Origin of the sequence: Streptomyces sp. P9(2023), assembly GCF_032436795.1 — a bacterium.
Lineage (GTDB): Bacteria > Actinomycetota > Actinomycetes > Streptomycetales > Streptomycetaceae > Streptomyces.
Genome location: NZ_JAUPWM010000009.1, coordinates 87,234 through 104,082, shown reverse-complemented (window position 1 = coordinate 104,082; position 16,849 = coordinate 87,234). Strand labels below are relative to the sequence as shown.

The 16,849-nt window shown below is 73.3% G+C and carries 11 protein-coding genes; 7 read left to right on the top strand and 4 right to left on the bottom strand.

Translation table 11 applies throughout. The features are described 5' to 3' along the window. Window positions 1-275: 275 nt before the first annotated feature. Window positions 276-1,229, bottom strand: coding sequence for an NmrA family NAD(P)-binding protein (locus tag Q5762_RS15715; RefSeq protein ID WP_315892713.1), 954 nt, complete (start codon window positions 1,227-1,229; stop codon window positions 276-278). 116 nt (window positions 1,230-1,345) lie between these two features. On the opposite strand from Q5762_RS15715, the gene Q5762_RS15710 reads away from it, so the two are divergent. The 7 genes from Q5762_RS15710 (at window position 1,346) to Q5762_RS15680 (ending at window position 12,339) form a co-directional block, all read left to right on the top strand. Continuing rightward, window positions 1,346-2,326: an AraC family transcriptional regulator gene (locus Q5762_RS15710; RefSeq protein ID WP_315892712.1), complete on the top strand. Its 981-nt coding sequence runs from the start codon at window positions 1,346-1,348 to the stop codon at window positions 2,324-2,326. A 262-nt stretch (window positions 2,327-2,588) separates the two neighbouring features. Continuing rightward, window positions 2,589-4,001: a 4-hydroxyphenylacetate 3-hydroxylase N-terminal domain-containing protein gene (locus Q5762_RS15705; protein WP_315892711.1), complete on the top strand. Its 1,413-nt coding sequence runs from the start codon at window positions 2,589-2,591 to the stop codon at window positions 3,999-4,001. Window positions 4,002-4,027: 26 nt separating this feature from the next. Then, entirely contained in the window at window positions 4,028-5,452 is a 1,425-nt protein-coding gene (locus Q5762_RS15700; RefSeq protein ID WP_315892710.1) for an MFS transporter, read from the top strand. 170 nt (window positions 5,453-5,622) lie between these two features. Continuing rightward, window positions 5,623-6,816: a monodechloroaminopyrrolnitrin synthase PrnB family protein gene (locus Q5762_RS15695; RefSeq protein ID WP_315892709.1), complete on the top strand. Its 1,194-nt coding sequence runs from the start codon at window positions 5,623-5,625 to the stop codon at window positions 6,814-6,816. Then, window positions 6,813-8,147, top strand: coding sequence for an FAD-dependent monooxygenase (locus tag Q5762_RS15690; RefSeq protein ID WP_315892708.1), 1,335 nt, complete (start codon window positions 6,813-6,815; stop codon window positions 8,145-8,147). Before Q5762_RS15695 ends, Q5762_RS15690 begins: the two co-directional genes overlap by 4 nt. 237 nt (window positions 8,148-8,384) lie before the next feature. Further along, window positions 8,385-11,018 carry an alpha-glucan family phosphorylase gene (gene glgP / locus Q5762_RS15685; RefSeq protein ID WP_315892707.1) on the top strand — a complete coding sequence of 878 codons (2,634 nt, stop codon included), beginning with the start codon at window positions 8,385-8,387 and terminating at the stop codon, window positions 11,016-11,018. 115 nt (window positions 11,019-11,133) lie between these two features. Next, complete coding sequence (locus tag Q5762_RS15680) at window positions 11,134-12,339, top strand: alginate lyase family protein (protein ID WP_315892706.1); 1,206 nt, start codon at window positions 11,134-11,136, stop codon at window positions 12,337-12,339. A gap of 7 nt (window positions 12,340-12,346) precedes the next feature. On the opposite strand, the gene Q5762_RS15675 is transcribed toward Q5762_RS15680, so the two are convergent. From Q5762_RS15675 to Q5762_RS15665, 3 genes are all read right to left on the bottom strand, one after another. Continuing rightward, entirely contained in the window at window positions 12,347-13,945 is a 1,599-nt protein-coding gene (locus tag Q5762_RS15675; protein ID WP_315892705.1) for a histidine kinase, read from the bottom strand. Window positions 13,946-14,072: 127 nt separating this feature from the next. Beyond that, a complete protein-coding gene (locus Q5762_RS15670) occupies window positions 14,073-14,726 on the bottom strand; it encodes a response regulator transcription factor (protein ID WP_315892704.1) in 654 nt (217 codons plus the stop codon). Between the two features lie 77 nt (window positions 14,727-14,803). Next, window positions 14,804-16,837, bottom strand: coding sequence for a M4 family metallopeptidase (locus Q5762_RS15665; RefSeq protein WP_315892703.1), 2,034 nt, complete (start codon window positions 16,835-16,837; stop codon window positions 14,804-14,806). Window positions 16,838-16,849: the final 12 nt, after the last annotated feature.

The window sequence follows — 16,849 nt, the reverse complement described above, 5'->3', positions numbered from 1 at the left end:
TCCGCGTTCACTCGGATGGCGGGTCTACGGGTGTACGTACGGTGGGTCTACGGGTGTCGTACGGGACATCCGTACGGGGGTGACACGGGGTTGTACCGGGGGAGCCTTCCACTCGTTCCGGGTGGGCAATCCGGCGCTTTGTTAACTACTCGGGCGTAGTCGCGCGGGCAAGCGCCGGGACACAGGAATCCGGCGCGCGCGGGCAGGTGCCGGGACACAGGAAACCGGCCCCGTCCCTCTCGGGGCGAGACCGGTTCTCGTCTTCTGGCGGAATGTCAGCCCTGGGCGGAGGGTGACTGCTCCTCCGTGTCGCCGGACGTGTCGCCGGACCACATCTGCCACGGCTGACGCGTCACCCACTCCTCCACCGGAGCCGTCCGCAGCCCGAGCACCTCCGCCGACACCCCGTCGTCGGCGGCGAGCAGCAGCGGGTCCTCGCCGGTCGCCATGTAGTGGTAGATCCCGGCGACACCGGCCGCCGTCTCCGGGCCGAGCAGCTGGGCGAGCCCCCGCTCGAACACCTCGGGCGGCAGCTGCAGATACCGCACCGTACGGCCGAGCCCGCGGCTGAACGCGGCCGCGAGGTCCTCGCCGGTCAGCGACCGCGCCCCGCCGATGTCGAAGGTCCGGCCCTCCAGGCCCTCCCCGGTCAGCGCCGCGTGCACCGCCTCCGCCAGGTCCCGGTGCGACAGCCAGGCCGTCGGCGTGGACGCCGGCAGCGGATAGGCGAGGACGCCCTCGTTCACCAGGGCCGGGCCGTTCCAGGGCGAGAACAGGTTGTCCAGATAGACCGGCGGCCGTACGACGACCAGCGGGACGCCGCAGTTCCGCAGCTCCTCCTCGGCGATCCGCCGGGTCTCGAACGCCGCCACCGAGGTCGCACCCTGCGGCACCCGGGTGTTCGCGTTGAGGACCAGGCGTACGGTTCCGGCCGCGAGCGCCGCGAGCGCCACGTTCCGCGCGTAACGGCGGATCCGCTCCGGGTCGTACACCAGTGGCATCGTCACCACCCCGTGCGTCGTCCCCTCGAACAGCCGCCGCACGTCGGCCGGTCTGGCCAGGTCACCGGCGACGAACATCGCGCCGGGCAGCGGCGGCCGGTCGCCCGCCGGGCGCCGGGTGAGCGTGCGCACCCGGTGGTGCCGCTCGACGAGCAGGCGCGCGATCGCGCCACCCTGGAATCCGGTCGCTCCCACGACCGCTACCCGCATCGGAATCTGACTGGACATGTGTGGTGGAGGCCCTTCGATAGGGTGTGGTGGCTGCCGTGACGTCGTTCTCAGGCTGGCGGCGGCGGCTCACACCGTTCAATTAACAAACCGGGGCGGAAGTTGAAGGATCGTCCATGGACACCGTGGCAACCGACCGTGACGACCGGCGTGATGAAGACGAGGCCGAGGACCTCCTGAGCGAACTGCTCAAACCGCTCCGTCTCACCGGCGTCTTCGACAGCCGCTGGCACGTTCGCGCGCCCTGGGCCATCGAGGGCGACGCCGAACAGAGCTGCGCCGTGCTCCACTACATCGTCGAGGGCGGCTGCTGGATCACCGGCGACGGCCAGACCCCCCTGGAGCTGGCCGCCGGCGACCTCATCGTCTTCCCCACCGGCATCGCCCACCGGCTCTCCGACCGGCCCGACCGGCAGGGCGTACCGCTCCGGGCGGTGCTGCCCGAGCGCAGGCCCGGGACGTCGGGGGAGATCCGTATCGACGGCACCGGCGCCGAGAGCCGGCTGCTGTGCGCCGGACTCCACTACGACGCCAGCGCCGCCAGTGGGCTCTACACCTCACTGCCCTGGGCGCTCGTCCTCGACGGCGCCCAGGTCGACCGCGAGCCGCTGCTCCGCGACACCCTGCGGCTGCTCGCCTCGCCGGACCGCCCGGTGGGCCCCGGGGACCGATTGATCACCCTGCGTGCCTTCGAGATGGCCCTGGTCCTCGCGCTCCGACCGCTGCTGCGCGACCTCGCCGACAACCCGACCTCGCTGCCGCTGCTGCGCCATCCCGGCATAAGCCAGGCGGTGGTGATGATCGCCACCCGGTTCGCGCAGCCCTGGACCATCGACTCCCTCGCCCGCGAGGTCGGGATGTCCCGCTCGGCGTTCACCGCCGCGTTCCGCGACCTGGTCGGCGAGTCCCCGGCCCGCCACCTGACCTCCCGCCGCATGCAGGAGGCCGCCCGCCTCCTCGCCGAGACCACCCTCCCCCAGTCCGCCGTCCCCTCCCGCGTCGGCTACCAGAGCGCGGTCGGCTTCCACCTCGCGTTCCGCAAGTGGTTCGGGATGACACCGGGGGAGTACCGGTCGGGGGTCTGCAGCGCCGCGTGAGGGCGCGGCGCCTCGCCCTCCCGCGAGGTCGAGGGGTACGCGCGCGGTCTTCCGCCCCTCGACCAACTGGGGTGCCCTGGTGCCGAGTAGTTCGGTAATCGGTTCCTCACCGTGCGCTATCTGCGCAAAAGCCGCGTGAACGGGCGGGGGCTGGCCGGTTCTTAAGAACCGGTGGACGGACGTTCATTGCCTCGTGCGTCCTGGGCCGTGAAGGCTCGGGACCGGCAGACAGCCGTGACGTGCGAGGAGAGGCGATATCACCGTGACGAGGTCCGGGCAGGAGTATCTGGAGGCGCTGCGCGACGGGCGCGAGGTCTGGCTCGACGGGGAGCGGGTCAAGGACGTCTCCGCGCATCCCGCCTTCCGGGCCACCGCGGCCTCCTTCGCCGGGCTCTTCGACCTCGCCCATGAGTCCCCGCACACCTCCGAGCTCATGTCGGGCGGGGTGCACCGGGCGTACGCCGTGCCCCGGTCGTACGAGGACCTGGTCGCCCGGCGGCGGGCGTACAAGGTGTGGGCCGAGGCGAGTTACGGGTTCCTCGGACGGACGCCCGACTACATGGCGTCCGGGGCCGCCGGGTTCGCCGCCGCTCCCGAGGTGTTCGACAGCGGGGCCTTCAAGGGCGGCGAGAACGCCCTCGCCTACCACCGGCGGCTCGCCGAGGGCGGGCTGTACGGCGCGTTCACCATCACCGACCCGGCCTGCGAGGGCCTGCGGGTCGTCGAGGAGCGTGACGGCGGGATCCTCGTGCGCGGGGCCAAGACCATCGGCACCGGGGCCGTCTTCGCCGACGAGATCCTCGTCGGGACCATCGAGCCGCTCGCGCCGGAGGCCGTGGACCGCGCGGTGACCTTCTCCGTACGGGTCGACACGCCCGGCCTCAAGCTCGTCTCCCGGACCTCGTACGAAGGCAACGCCCGGTCCGTCTTCGACCAGCCGCTCTCCTCGCGGTACGACGAGAACGACGCGCTGCTCGTCTGCGAGGACGTGTTCGTGCCGTGGGAACGGGTGCTGACCTACCGGGACGTGGCCGCGACGGGCGCGATCTGGTGGGAGACGCCGGCCTATCTGAACTTCGTCCACCAGTCGGCTACCCGGTTCTGGACCAAGCTGGAGTTTCTCACCGGGCTTGCGATCCTCCTTGTTCGGTCCAACGGAACCGACACGCTGCCGGCCGTCACCCAGGCCATCGGACGGCTGCTCGGGATGGTCGCCCAGGCCAAGGCGTTCGTCCTCGGGGCCGAGGCGTCCTGGGAGCCGGTCGCGGGCGGACGCGGCGGCGTGCGGCCCGGGCAGGACATCTCCTTCGCGCAGCGCATCATGGCCGGCGAGCTGTATCCGCGTGCGGTGGCCGACATCAAGCTGCTCGCCGGTGGGGCCATCGTGCAGACCCCCGCCAGCGCCCGCGATCTGCTCCATCCCGAGCTGGGACCGGTGATCGGAAAGTACCTCCGCACACCTGGCCACCCCGCCGAGGACCGGCTCAAGCTGCTCAAACTCGCCTGGGACGCCCTCGGTTCGGAGTTCGCCGGCCGCCACGAACAGTACGAACGCTTCTATCAGGGCGCCCCGCACGTCTACCTCACGATGCAGACCTGGGCCGGCGCCGCGGACGACTGCGAGGCCCTCGCCCGGACCTGCCTGGACGGCTACGACCTGGGTACGAAGAAGTGACCGCGGCCGGGGAGGCGGAGGCGGCCGTGACCGGTGCCCGCGGCCCCCGTGGCGCTCTCCCGCTCCTCGCCGCCACGCAGTTGCTGCTCATCCTCGACACCGCGATCGTCAACGTCGCCCTGCCCTCCATCGGGGCGGACCTCGGGGCCGGCTCGGCCGGGCTTTCGTGGGTCGCCAACGCGTATCTGATCGCCTTCGGCGGGCTGTTGCTGCTCGGCGGACGCGCCGCCGACCTGCTCGGGCACCGCAGGGTGTTCCTCGGCGGGCTCGGACTGCTCGCCCTCGCCTCCGCGCTCGGCGGGCTCGCGCCGGACGCGGGTGTTCTGGTCGCCGCCCGGGCCGCGCAGGGCGTCGGTGCCGCGTTCGCCGCGGCCGCGGCCTTCGCCCTGCTGCTCGTCCTCTTCCCCGACGGGCCCGCGCGGCACAGGGCGCTCGGTGCGTTCGCCGCGATGGGCGGCCTGGGCGGTGTCCTCGGCACCGTGCTCGGCGGTGTCCTCACCGACCTGCTCGGCTGGCGCTCCACCCTCTGGCTCAACGTCCTCGCCGCGCTGCTGCTCGGCGCCCTCGCCCTGCGCGTCCTCGGCACGAAGACCCTTCCGGCGGACAAGAGGCACCGCTTCGACCTCGTCGGCGCCCTCACCGTCACCGCCGGCCTCGCCCTCGTCGCGTACGCCCTCGTCGGGGCGGAGGCACACGGCTGGCTGTCCGCCCCCACCCTCGGGACGGGCTGCGCCGGACTCCTCCTCCTCGCCGTGTTCGCCGTCGTCGAGACCCGTACCGCGCGGCCCCTCGTGCCGCCCGCCGTCCTCGCCCGCCCCGCGCTCCGCCGCGCCAACGTCCTCAGCGCGCTGGCCCAGATGACGCTGTTCCCGATGTTCTTCCTGGTCAGCCTCTATCTGCAGAGCGTGCTCGGGTACGCGCCCCTCGGCGGCGGCCTCGGGCTTCTGCCGCTCTCCCTGGTCGTCGTCGCGGTCGCCCCGCAGACCGGCCGGCTCATCTTCCGGATCGGGCTGACCCGGGCCATGACCCTCGGCTTCGCGCTGCTCTGCGCGGGCACGGTCTGGCTCGCCCTCGCGCTCCGCTCCGACGGCACTTTCGCCACCACCGTCCTCACGCCCAGCCTGCTCCTCGGCGCCGCGCTGCCGCTGGTCATGGTCACCACCAACGTGGCCGCCACCGCCGACGCCGCTCCCGAGGAGACCGGGCTCGCGTCCGGACTGGTCAACACCGCCCAGCAGTTCGGCTCGGTACTCGGCCTCGCGGTCCTGGTGGCCGTCGCCACCACCCGTACCGAATCAGCCACCGCGGTCGCTCAGACCGATGGCTTCCGGGCCGCTCTGCTCGTCGGCGGGGCCTTCGCCGCCGTCGCCGCGGTGATCTCCCTACGCTTGCGCCTGCCCACGCCCACCCCGGCGCCGCCACGCCGGGGCCGCGTGACCGAACCACGGTGAGCACGGTGACCACGTAGACCCGGCGAGTGAGCCGAAGGGCGTCGCGGGAGTCGTACGGGAAGATCGCGCGCAGGTCCCGAGGAACGTAGGGGCCCCAGCACGAGCGACCGTCGACGCCCCGCGCGAGGCGCCCGGAGGTGAACGAGCCCCAAAACAGAGGGGGCATTCCGTTGGCCCTGTACGACCTTGTCGCGCCAAGGCTGGAGGAGCGCGGCGACCCGCGCTACCGCATAGCCGACATCCGCGCCGCCGACCCGCTCGGCGCCGACGCACTGCTGGCGGCGGTGCCGGGCATGAACGAGCGCGGCGACGCGGCCGCGCTGACCGTCGCCCTGCGGGCCCTCGTCCCGGAACGCGAGCTGGCCGCCGAGTGGAGCGTGGTCGACGCGCTCGCCGCGATGCGCGACCTCGGCATCCTGCTCGGCTCGCTGAAACGCCACGGCATCCAGCCGACGGCCGCCGTCCCCGAGGTCCTCCCGGTCCTCGAACTCCTCGGCCGCCGCACCGACATGGTGCCCCGCGACACCGTGCACCACTACACGACCTGGAACCCGCTCGGGCCGCGCCAGCGGATGTACACCGGCGACGCCATGGAGGCCCGGCTCCAGGACGCCGTACGGATGGCCTTTCCCGGCCTCGTCGCCGCCCTCGACAGCTGCGGGCGGCTCGCCACGCTCGAACCGTACGACCCCGGCTTCGTGGTCGCCCTCGACCGGATCGCCCACCACGTCCAGTCGATGGTCGACGCCATCGACCTCACGGTCGCCGAGGTCAGCCCGGAGTACTTCGCGCTCACCCTGCGCCCGTACTTCGAGGAGGTCGACGTCGCCGGACGCGACTACCTCGGCCCGGCCGCCGCGCAGGTCCCGCTCTGGCTGGTCGACCTGACGCTCTGGCAGTGCGACCGCTCCGACCCGGCCTACGACGGGTTCCTGGCCGAATCCGTCCAGTACAGCCTGCCGTCCTGGCGGGACTTCCACGCCCGGTACGCGGGCCGGGTCTCCGCCGTCAGCAAGCTCTCGGCCGCCGTCAGCTGGGAGAGCGGCGACCGGCTGCCCCCGCAACTGGCCGCCTCCGCCCACGCGCTCGGCCGGGTCCTGAAGATCCTCAAGACCTTCCGCGCCCGGCACATCGGCATCGCGCGCAAGGCCTACGCGGACGACGTACGGCTCTACGAGGAGGGCAGCGGCGGCGCGCCCGTCGCCCTGCTGCGCTCGATCCTGGACCTGACCAGGGACAACGACACGCTGGTGCGGCGCGCGGCGCAGGGCGTGTCGGGAGCGGCTCGTACCGGCTTCCACACTCCGGCGCATGCCCCCGCACCAGTTGCCTCCGCCTCCGCGCCCCGAGGGGGAGCGCGATGACGAACCCACTCCCGTACCCCGGTGCCGGGCCGCTCCACATCGTCGTCGCGGGCGGCGGCATCGCGGGTCTCACCGCCGCGCTCGCCCTGCACGCCGCCGGGTTCGACCGGGTCACCGTCGTCGAGTCCGCCCGGGAGAGCCGTCCGGTCGGCGCCGGCCTCAACCTGATGCCGCCCGCGGTCCGCGAACTCGACGCGCTCGGCCTGCTGCCGAGCCTCGAAGCCGGCGCGCTGCGCACCCGCGAACTGCGGTACTACCACCGCTCGGGGGGCCTGATCTCGCGCGAACCCCGCGGCCTCGGCGCCGGCTACCGCTGGCCCCAGCTCTCCATCCACCGCGCCCACCTCCAGCAGGTCCTGGCCGAGGCGGTACGGGAACGGCTCGGCGCCGCCGCCCTGGTGACCGGCGTCCGGGTGACCGGCGTGGAGCCGCTGCCCGACGGCCGCCCCCGCATCCAGCTGGTCCACCGCGACGGCGCCGTCCGGGGCCGGGCCTCCCTCGAACCGGACGTACTCGTCGGCGCCGACGGCATCCGCTCGGCGGTCCGGGCCGCGCTCAACCCGGGCGAGGGCGCCCCGCCGTGGAACGGGACCCTGGTGTGGCGCGGGGTCTCCCGGATGCCGGCCCGGTCCGTCGGCACCTTCATGCTCATCGCGGGCGACGACCGGCAGAAGGCCGTCGTCTACCCGATGAGCCGGCCCTCCGGGCCCTTCCGCGAGGTGCTGGTCAACTGGGCCCTCGCCCGGCCCGCCGACACGGCGGACGAGCGGTACCTCGGCGACTGGAACCGGCCCGTCCCTGTCGAAACGTTCCTGCACCACTACGAGGGCTGGGAGTTCGCGGGCGTCAGCGTCCCCGAGATCCTCCGCGCCGCCCCCACCGCCCACGAGTACCCGATGGTCGACCGCGAGCCGCTGGCGCGCTGGACCCACGGCCGGACCACCCTCATCGGCGACGCGGCCCACGCCATGTACCCGATCGGCTCCAACGGCGCCTCGCAGTCCATCCTCGACGCGCGCGCCCTCGCGCACTCCCTCGCGCTCCACCGCGACCCGGCCGAAGCGCTCGCCGCCTACGAAGCGGCCCGCAGGCCCGTCACCACCGAACTCCAGTGCGCCAACCGGCGGTTCGGCCCCGAGGTCGTCATCAACCTGGCGCACCAGCGGGCTCCGCACGGCTTCACCGACATCCACCAGGTGATCCCCGCCGCCGAACTGGCCGCCGTCGCCGCGCGCTACGCCGCCACCGGCGCCGCCGACCCGACCACCGTCAACCTGGGCTCGCCGTACGAGGTGCGGCCCGGGGAGCTGCCGGTCGCCGCGCAGCGCTGACGCTCCTCCCGGGCCTCCGCGCGCCGCGCTGACGCCTCCCCGGGCCGTCGGCGTGCTGCGTCGGCGTCTCTTCCGGGCCGTCGGCGCGCCGCGTCGGCGCCCCTTCCGGGCCACGGCACCACCCCCGCGCGCCGTGGCCCGGAAGAGCGGAGTGCCCTACGGTCGGTGGATGCACAGCCCGGCTGCACAGCGTGGTGCGTCGGCTCCGCTCCGTACTCGCCTGCGAAGGTGGACAACGTGAAGGCAATCCGTCGATTCACCGTGCGTCCCGTCCTCCCCGACACCCTTCGACCCCTCACCGACCTCGCGCGGAACCTGCGCTGGTCCTGGCACGACCCGACCCGTGAGCTCTTCCGCTCCGTCGACCCCGACCACGCAGGCCGCGCGGGGGGCCGCCGCTCCGACGACCTCGACCCGGTCCGGCTGCTCGGCTCCGTCTCCGCCGCCCGGCTCACCGCGCTCGCCGCCGACCAGGCCTTCCTGGCCCGGCTCGGCGCCGCGGCCGCGGACCTCGACCACTATCTGCACGCCCCCCGCTGGTACCAGGAACAGCAGGAGCAGCAGGAGCAGCGGGGCGGCAACGCGAAGCTGCCCGCCCGTATCGCGTACTTCTCGCCCGAGTTCGGGGTCGCCGCGGCCCTGCCGCAGTACTCCGGCGGCCTCGGCATCCTGGCCGGCGACCACCTGAAGGCCGCCAGCGACCTCGGCGTCCCGCTCGTCGGCGTCGGACTGCTCTACCGGCACGGCTACTTCCGCCAGTCGCTCTCCCGCGAGGGCTGGCAGCAGGAGCACTACCCCGTCCTCGACCCAGGCGAGCTGCCCGTCACCCTGCTCCGCGAGAGCGACGGCACCCCCGCCCGGGTCACCCTCGCGCTGCCCGGCGGCCGCGGCCTGCACGCCCACATCTGGACCGCCCAGGTCGGCCGCGTACCGCTGCTGATGCTCGACTCCGACGTCGAGGGGAACGCGCCCGCCGAACGCGAGGTCACCGACCGGCTGTACGGCGGCGGCAGCGAGCACCGGCTGCTCCAGGAGATGCTCCTCGGCATCGGCGGCGTCCGCGCCGTCCGCACGTACTGCCGGCTCACCGGCACCCCCGCGCCCGAGGTCTTCCACACCAACGAGGGCCACGCGGGCCTCCTCGGCCTCGAACGGATCAGGGAACTCGCCGAGGAGGCGGCGCGCGGGGAGGGCGCGCGCGGGGAGGGGCTCGACTTCGACGCCGCCCTGGAGACCGTCCGCGCCGGGACCGTGTTCACCACCCACACGCCCGTCCCCGCCGGCATCGACCGCTTCGAGCGGAGCCTCGTCGCCCGCCACCTCGGCGAGGACGGCGAGCTGCCCGGCGTCGAGGTCGGCCGGATCCTCGCCCTCGGCGACGAGACCCCGCTCGGCGGCGAGCCCGGGCTCTTCAACATGGCCGCCATGGGCCTGCGCCTCGCCCAGCGCGCCAACGGCGTCTCCACCCTCCACGGCCAGGTCAGCCGCGAGATGTTCGGCGGACTCTGGCCGGGCTTCGACTCCGAGGAGGTGCCGATCACCTCCGTCACCAACGGCGTCCACGCACCGACCTGGACCGCGCCCGAGGTCGGCCCGTACGCCGCCGAGACCGACGACCGCGAGCTGTGGGAGCTGCGCCGGACCCTGCGCGAACAGCTGGTGACCGAGGTACGGGAACGGGTCCGGGACTCCTGGCGGCAGCGCGGCGCCGGGACGGCCGAACTCGGCTGGACCGACTCCGTCCTGGACCCGGACGTGCTCACCATCGGGTTCGCCCGCCGGGTCCCCTCGTACAAGCGGCTCACCCTGATGCTGCGTGACCCCGACCGGCTGCGGGCGCTGCTGCTGCACCCCGAGCGGCCCGTGCAGCTCGTCGTGGCGGGCAAGGCGCACCCGGCCGACCACGGCGGGAAGCGGCTCGTGCAGGAGCTGGTGCGGTTCGCCGACGACCCGCGCGTGCGGCACCGGATCGTCTTCCTGCCCGACTACGGGATGGCGATGGCGCGCAAGCTCTACCCCGGCTGCGACGTCTGGCTGAACAACCCGCTGCGCCCGCTGGAGGCCTGCGGCACGAGCGGGATGAAGGCCGCCCTCAACGGCTGCCTCAACCTCTCGGTCCTGGACGGCTGGTGGGACGAGTGGTTCGAGCCGGACTTCGGCTGGGCCATCCCCACGGCCGACGGGGCTGCGGCGACGGACGAGGACCGCCGCGACGACCTGGAGGCGGCCGCGCTCTACGAGCTGATCGAGCGCCGGGTCGCGCCCCGCTTCTACGACCGGGGCGCGGACGGGGTGCCGGTCCGCTGGACGGCGATGGTCCGCAGGACACTCGCCGAGCTCGGCCCGAAGGTGCTCGCCGACCGCATGGTGCGGGAGTACGTCGAGGGGCTGTACGCCCCGGCGGCGCTGGCCCACCGGGCGATGGGACCGGCGGCCGCGCGGGAACTGGCGGCGTGGAAGTCCCGGGTACGGGAGGCCTGGCCGAAGCTGGTCATCGACCACATCGAGGTGGGCGAGCTCGGCGAGGACCTGGCCGACGCGGAGCTGGGCGCGACGACGGCGGTACGGGTCCGGGTGGCGCTCGGCGAACTGCGGCCGGACGACGTGGAGGTGCAGGCGGTGGCGGGCCGGGTCACCCCGGACGACGCGCTGGTGGAGACCCGGGTCTGCGTGCTGAAGCCCGCGGCCGGCCCGGACCTGGAGGGCAGGCTGCCCTACGAGGGCTCCCTCGTCCTGGACCGTACGGGCCCGTTCGGCTGTACGGTCCGGGTGCTGCCGACCCACCCGCTGCTCGCGTCGGCGGCGGAACCGGGCCTGGTCACGCTGCCGACGGAGGCGACGGGGGAGGGGGCCGGGGTGCTCCTGAGGTGAGGTGGTCTGGACCAGGGTGTTGACGTGTCCATGGGGTGCCCCTAGGTTCCTCGCTCGACGCGGAGTTCAATCCTCCGCCCGACGTTCACATACAGGAACGAAAGGCACCCCCCACATGCGCCTCAGAGCCTTGGTCCTCGCCCTCACGGCGGCTGTCGCCGTCTCCGTCCCGGTCTCGACGGTCGCCGCGCCCGCTCCGGAGCGGTCCGCCCCGCTCCAGGTGGCGGCCCCGGCGACCTTCACCCATCCCGGCGTCGTCGTCTCCCGGCCCCAACTCGACTTCGTACGGGGGAAGGTGCAGGCGGGCGCGCAGCCCTGGAAGGCCGCGTACGACCAGATGATGGCGAGCTCCTACGCCTCTCTGACCCGTGTGCCCAAGCCCCGCGCGATCGTCGAGTGCGGCTCGTCCTCCAACCCCAACTACGGCTGCACGGACGAGCGGCAGGACGCGGTCGCCGCGTACACCCAGGCCCTCGCCTGGTACATCACCCGGGACACCCGGCACGCCCAGAAGGCGATCGAGATCATGGACGCCTGGTCGGCCGTGATCACGGACCACACCAACTCCAACGCCCCGCTCCAGACCGGCTGGGCGGGCTCCTCCTGGCCCCGGGCCGCCGAGATCATCAAGCACACGTACACCGGCGGCTGGACCAACTCGGGCCGCTTCGCCACCATGTTGCGGAACGTCTACCTGCCCGAGGTCATCAACGGGGCCGCGACGAAGAACGGCAACTGGGAACTCATCATGACCGAGGCCGCGATCGGCATCGCGGTCCACCTGGAGGACCGCGCGGCCTACGACAAGGCCGTCACGACCTACCTCGGCCGGGTCCCCGCGTACATCTACCTGGCCTCGGACGGCGCCACGCCGAAGCCGCCGCCGAACAGCGGCATCGACACCCGCGACGAGATCGTGAAGTACTGGCAGGGACAGTCGACCTTCGCCGACGGCATCTCCCAGGAGACCTGCCGGGACTTCGGCCACACCGGCTGGGGCCTCGCGGCGGCCGTCCACACGGCCGAGACCAGCCGGATCCAGGGCCAGGACCTCTACCCGCAGGTCTCCGAGCGGCTGCGGCACGCCATGGGCTTCCACACCAAGTACGAGAACGGCACGGCGGTCCCGTCCTGGCTCTGCGGCGGCACGGTGACGAAGGGCCTCGGGCGGGTGACGGAGGTCGGCTACAACGCCCTCAACGGCCGCATGGGGATCTCGATGACCAACACCGGGATCTACACCGAGAGCCACCGGCCCTCCGGCACCGACAACTACTTCGTCTCCTGGGAGACCCTGACCCACGCGGGCAACCCGAACTGACGCCGGTTCACCCGACGACGGCCTTGTCGGCGAGGTGCCCGTCGACGAGGCAGAGGCGGTAGACGGGGACCGAGGCCGTCATCGTCGCCCGGTAGTACAGGCAGGCGTCCATGCCGGGCGGCTCGGGCGGGACGTCGGCCGGCGGCCCGTCCAGGGGGTGCGGCGGGAGCCGTTCGGCGTCGGCGGAGAGCGGATCGCCGACGCGGAGCTCGACGTAGTCGTCCCGGTCCAGGAACGACCGGGACTGGGTCCACAGCCCGAACGCCAGCATGACGAGCCCGAGCGCGGCGACCAGCGCGAGCGGGATCCAGATCGCCTGCGCGAGCCCGCGCCGCACCTCGCGCCGCGCCCGGTCCCGTTCCCGTACGGAGGTGGGCGCCGCGGGCGGCACCGGCGAGGCTCCCCGCTCCAGCGGCAGCACCGCCCGCACGGCGAACCCGCCGTCCGCCCGCGCCCCGTGCGTCAGCCGCCCCCCGGCGAGCCGCACCCGCTCGTCGAGCCCGACGAGCCCGGTGCCGCCGGACGCGGGCGGGGCGGGGCGGTGCTCCCCCGGGCCGTTGGAGACGGCCACGGTCACGGTGGCCGCCGACACCGTGGCCGCCGTCCCCTCCACCGCCGTCCGTTCCACCGCCGTCCCGTCCACCGCCGTCCGTTCCACCGCCACCCGGACCGGGGCTCCCGGGGCGTGCTTGGCCGCGTTGGTGAGGGACTCCACCACGAGCCGGTGGACCGCGCGGTCGACCATCGGCGGGGTCTCCCCGGCCGGCCCCCGTACCGTCAGCTCCACGCTCAGCCCGGACGCGCGGGCGCGCTCCACGACCTCCTCGACCGTCTCCCCGACCGGGGTCGTGGGGGCGTCCCGCTCCCCGTCGGCGTCCTCGTCCGTGCGCAGCACGCCGATGATGTCCCGCAGCCGGCCGGTGGCGTTGGCGGCCGCGACCCGCAACTCCCCGGCGGCGGCCTGCTGCCGGCCGCCGAGCCCCGGGTCGACTTCGAGCGCGGCGGCGCGCAGCGCGATCAGCGCGAGGTCGTGACCGAGCGAGTCGTGCATGTCGCCCGCGATCCGGGACCGTTCGCGCAGCCGCTCCCGGTCCGCGACCGCCGCCTGCTCGCGCTCCATGCGCGCGGCCAGCTCCCAGCCCGCCCGGACGAGCCGGGCGTACTGGCGGACGTACCGGCCCGTCAGCCAGGGCGCGACGATCGCCAGCGCGAGGACGAGAACGACGGTGAAGCCCTGGGAGACGTTCCCGTCGGAGAGCGGGACGAGCGCGAAGCCGAGCGCCGCGACGGCGGCGAAGAGCGCAAGCGCGGCCCGGGTGTGCCGCTGCCGCCGCCCGGCGAGATAGCCGAAGGCGACGAGCGAGAGCGCGTACGCCGGGGTGAACAGCTCGGGCGAGGTGGCGAGGCTCAGCGCGACGGCGAGGGCGAGCGAGACCAGCGGCTGGACCCGGCAGCACGCGACGGCCGCGCCGAGAACGGCGATCCCGACGGCGACCTGCCCCCACGAGCCGCCGTCGTTCGGGTCGAGCCGCAGCAGTACGGGGGTGCAGAGCAGCCCCCAGAGGCCCAGGTCGAGCAGCAGATCCCGAAGTCGTTCACGACGCATCCGACCAGCTTGCCGGACGCGCGCGGGCCGGGCCCCCGACGAAAGTCATGCCCCGCGGCACGCGCGCCCGCCCTGTCGACCTCCGACCCGGCGCTGGAGCCCGAGCCGCAGAGGCCCGGCGGCGCCGTCAGTCCTCGACCAGCCCCGCCTCGTACGCCAGGATCGCCAGCTGCACCCGGTTCTTCAGGCCGAGGCGGGAGAGGACCGCGCTCACGTGGGCCTTCACGGTGCCCTCGACGACGTACAGCCGGGTCGCGATCTCGGCGTTCGACAGGCCCGCGCCGACCAGTGCCACGACCTCGCGCTCGCGGAGCGTCAGCGGGGCGAGCCGCTCGCGGGCCTCGGCCGCGCGGGAGAGCCGGCCGGTGGGGAGGTGGGCGATGACCCGACGGGTGACCTCGGGGGAGAGGAACGCGGCGCCGCCCGCCACCGCCCGTACCCCCGCGAGCAGCTCCCGCGGATCGCCGGACTTGAGGAGGAAGCCCGCGGCGCCCGAACCGAGCGCCTGGGCGATGTACGCGTCCTCCGAGAACGTCGTCAGCATCACCACCGCCGCGTCCGGCACCACCCGCCGCAGCTCCTCCGCCGCCCCGAGCCCGTCCAGGCGCGGCATCCGGATGTCGAGCAGGACCACGTCCGGCAGATGGCGCCGCGCCAGCTCGACGGCCTCCCGCCCGTCGCCCGCCTCGGCGACCACCTCGATCCCCGGATCGGCGGCGAGGATCGCCTTCACCCCGGCCCGGATCATCGTCTCGTCGTCCGCGAGCAGCACCCTGATCATGCCCACCAGCCTAAGCACGACGTGCGGCGGCCCGGACGGAACGAGTCCGTCCGGGCCGCCGTGATGACCTGCCGGTCTTACGGGAAGGTCAGCTTGAAGCTGTTGATGTAGCCGGTGTCGATCGCGGCCGTGTCCTGGACGCGGAGCTTCCAGGCGCCGTTGGCGACCTCCGAGGAGGCGTTCACGGTGTAGGTCTGGACGAGGTTGTCGGCGCTGCCGCCGGACCGGTTGTGCAGGTTGTAGACCGAGCCGTCGGGGGCGACGAGGTCGACGACGAGGTCACCGCGATAGGTGTGGACGATGTTCACGTCCACCTTGAGCGTGGCCGGCGCGTTGCCGGTGACGCCGGTGACGTTGACCGTGGAGGTCACCGCGGCGCCGTTGTCCGGGATGGAGACGTCCGCGGTGTTCTCGAAGACCTTGCCGGTACCGGGGTCGCCGCCACCGGGACGGGCACCCACGTTGACGCCGGCCCAGGCGTTTTCGACGGCCTTCACCTCGGCGCTGCCGGCGCCGTACAGCTCGGTGGCCACCGCGACCGTACCCGTACGGGCACCGGCGTAGTTGGTGTTCGAGTTGAACTTGGTGGTGAGCGCCTTGAACCAGATCAGCGCGGCCTTGTCCCGGCCGATGCCGGTGACGGGCAGGCCGTCGGAGGTCGGCGAGTCGTAGTTCACGCCGTTGACGGTCTTGGCGCCGCTGCCCTCGGAGAGCAGGTAGAACCAGTGGTTCGCCACGCCCGAGGAGTTGTGGACGCCGATCGATCCGATGCCGGAGTACCACGCGTCCTTGGACGCGCCGTCCTTGCTCGGCTTGTCCATGTAGCGCAGCGGAGTGCCGTTGCCGCGGATGTCGATCTTCTCGCCGACCAGGTAGTCGCCCGGGTCCTGCGGGTTGTTGGTGTAGAACTCGACGGCCGCCGCGAAGATGTCGGAGGTGGCCTCGTTCAGGCCGCCCGACTCACCGCTGTAGATGAGGCCGGCGGTGTTCGAGGTGACGCCGTGCGTCATCTCGTGCGCTGCCACGTCGATCGACGTCAGCGGCTTGGTGTTGCCGGCGCCGTCCCCGTACGTCATGCAGAAGCAGGAGTCCTGCCAGAAGGCGTTGACGTACGCGTTGCCGTAGTGGACCCGGGAGGACGCGCCGACGCCGTCACCGCGGATGCCTGAGCGGCCCTGCACGTTCTTGTAGTAGTCCCAGGTGACCCCGGCACCGTAGGCGGCGTCCGCACCCGCGGTCTCGGCGTTCTGCGGGGTGCCGTTGCCCCAGACGTCGTCCGGGCCGGAGAACAGGGTCCCGGTGCCGGACGTGCCGCCGTTGAGGTTGTTCGTCTTGTGGCCACCGCGGCCGGCGTCGGTCAGCGTGTAGGGGCCGGTGCCGCTGGTACCGAGAGTGACCTGACCGCTGTACATCGTGTTACCGGTGCCGGTCGCGACGGCCTGCCACTCGTACAGCTTCTTGCCGCTCTTCGCGTCGGTGACGACATGCAGTTCGTTGGGCGTGCCGTCCTTCTGGAGGCCACCCACGACGGTCTCGTACGCGAGGACGGGCGAACCCTGCGCCATCCAGAGGACCTTGCGCGGGGCGCGCTCGGCGGCGGTCTTCTTCGAGCCCTCCGCGGCGGCGGCGCCGAGCGCCTGCCTCTCGGCGGCGGCCGGGGCGACGTCGGCGGTCATGTCGACGTTCTTCAGCTCCGCGCGGGACGCCTTGGTGACGCCCTGCGTCACGCCGGCCTTGGTCTCCTGGACGACCAGGTCGCCGCCGAGGACCGGCAGCCCGGCGTAGGTGCGCTCGTAGCGCGTGTGGGTCGTGCCGTCGCGGTCCTGGACCACGTCGCGGACGACGAGCTTCTCCTGGGTGCCGAGGCCGAGGGACTTGGCGGTGGCCGCCTTGTCCGCGTCGGCCGCGGATATCAGCGCGGCGCGCTGGGCCGGGGAAAGGTCGGCCGGCAGCTTGCCGGGGTTGGCCTTGCCCGCGGCCTGGGACTTCGGGGCGACGGTCCGGGGGTCGTCCGCGACGGCGGAACCGGACTGGATGCCGACCGCGATCATGGCGGCGGCGGCGATCAGAGCGCCGGTCGCGGTGGCGCGACGGCTGGGCGTGGATCTCACGCAGACTCCTTT

What these genes read in the sequence shown, in the direction of transcription:
- Q5762_RS15715 (WP_315892713.1), bottom strand. Translation starts at nt 1,229, where the DNA reads ATGTCCAGTCAGATTCCGATGCGGGTAGCGGTCGTGGGAGCGACCGGA.
- Q5762_RS15710 (WP_315892712.1), top strand. Translation starts at nt 1,346, where the DNA reads ATGGACACCGTGGCAACCGACCGTGACGACCGGCGTGATGAAGACGAG.
- Q5762_RS15690 (WP_315892708.1), top strand. Translation starts at nt 6,813, where the DNA reads ATGACGAACCCACTCCCGTACCCCGGTGCCGGGCCGCTCCACATCGTC.
- Q5762_RS15680 (WP_315892706.1), top strand. Translation starts at nt 11,134, where the DNA reads ATGCGCCTCAGAGCCTTGGTCCTCGCCCTCACGGCGGCTGTCGCCGTC.
- Q5762_RS15675 (WP_315892705.1), bottom strand. Translation starts at nt 13,945, where the DNA reads ATGCGTCGTGAACGACTTCGGGATCTGCTGCTCGACCTGGGCCTCTGG.
- Q5762_RS15670 (WP_315892704.1), bottom strand. Translation starts at nt 14,726, where the DNA reads ATGATCAGGGTGCTGCTCGCGGACGACGAGACGATGATCCGGGCCGGG.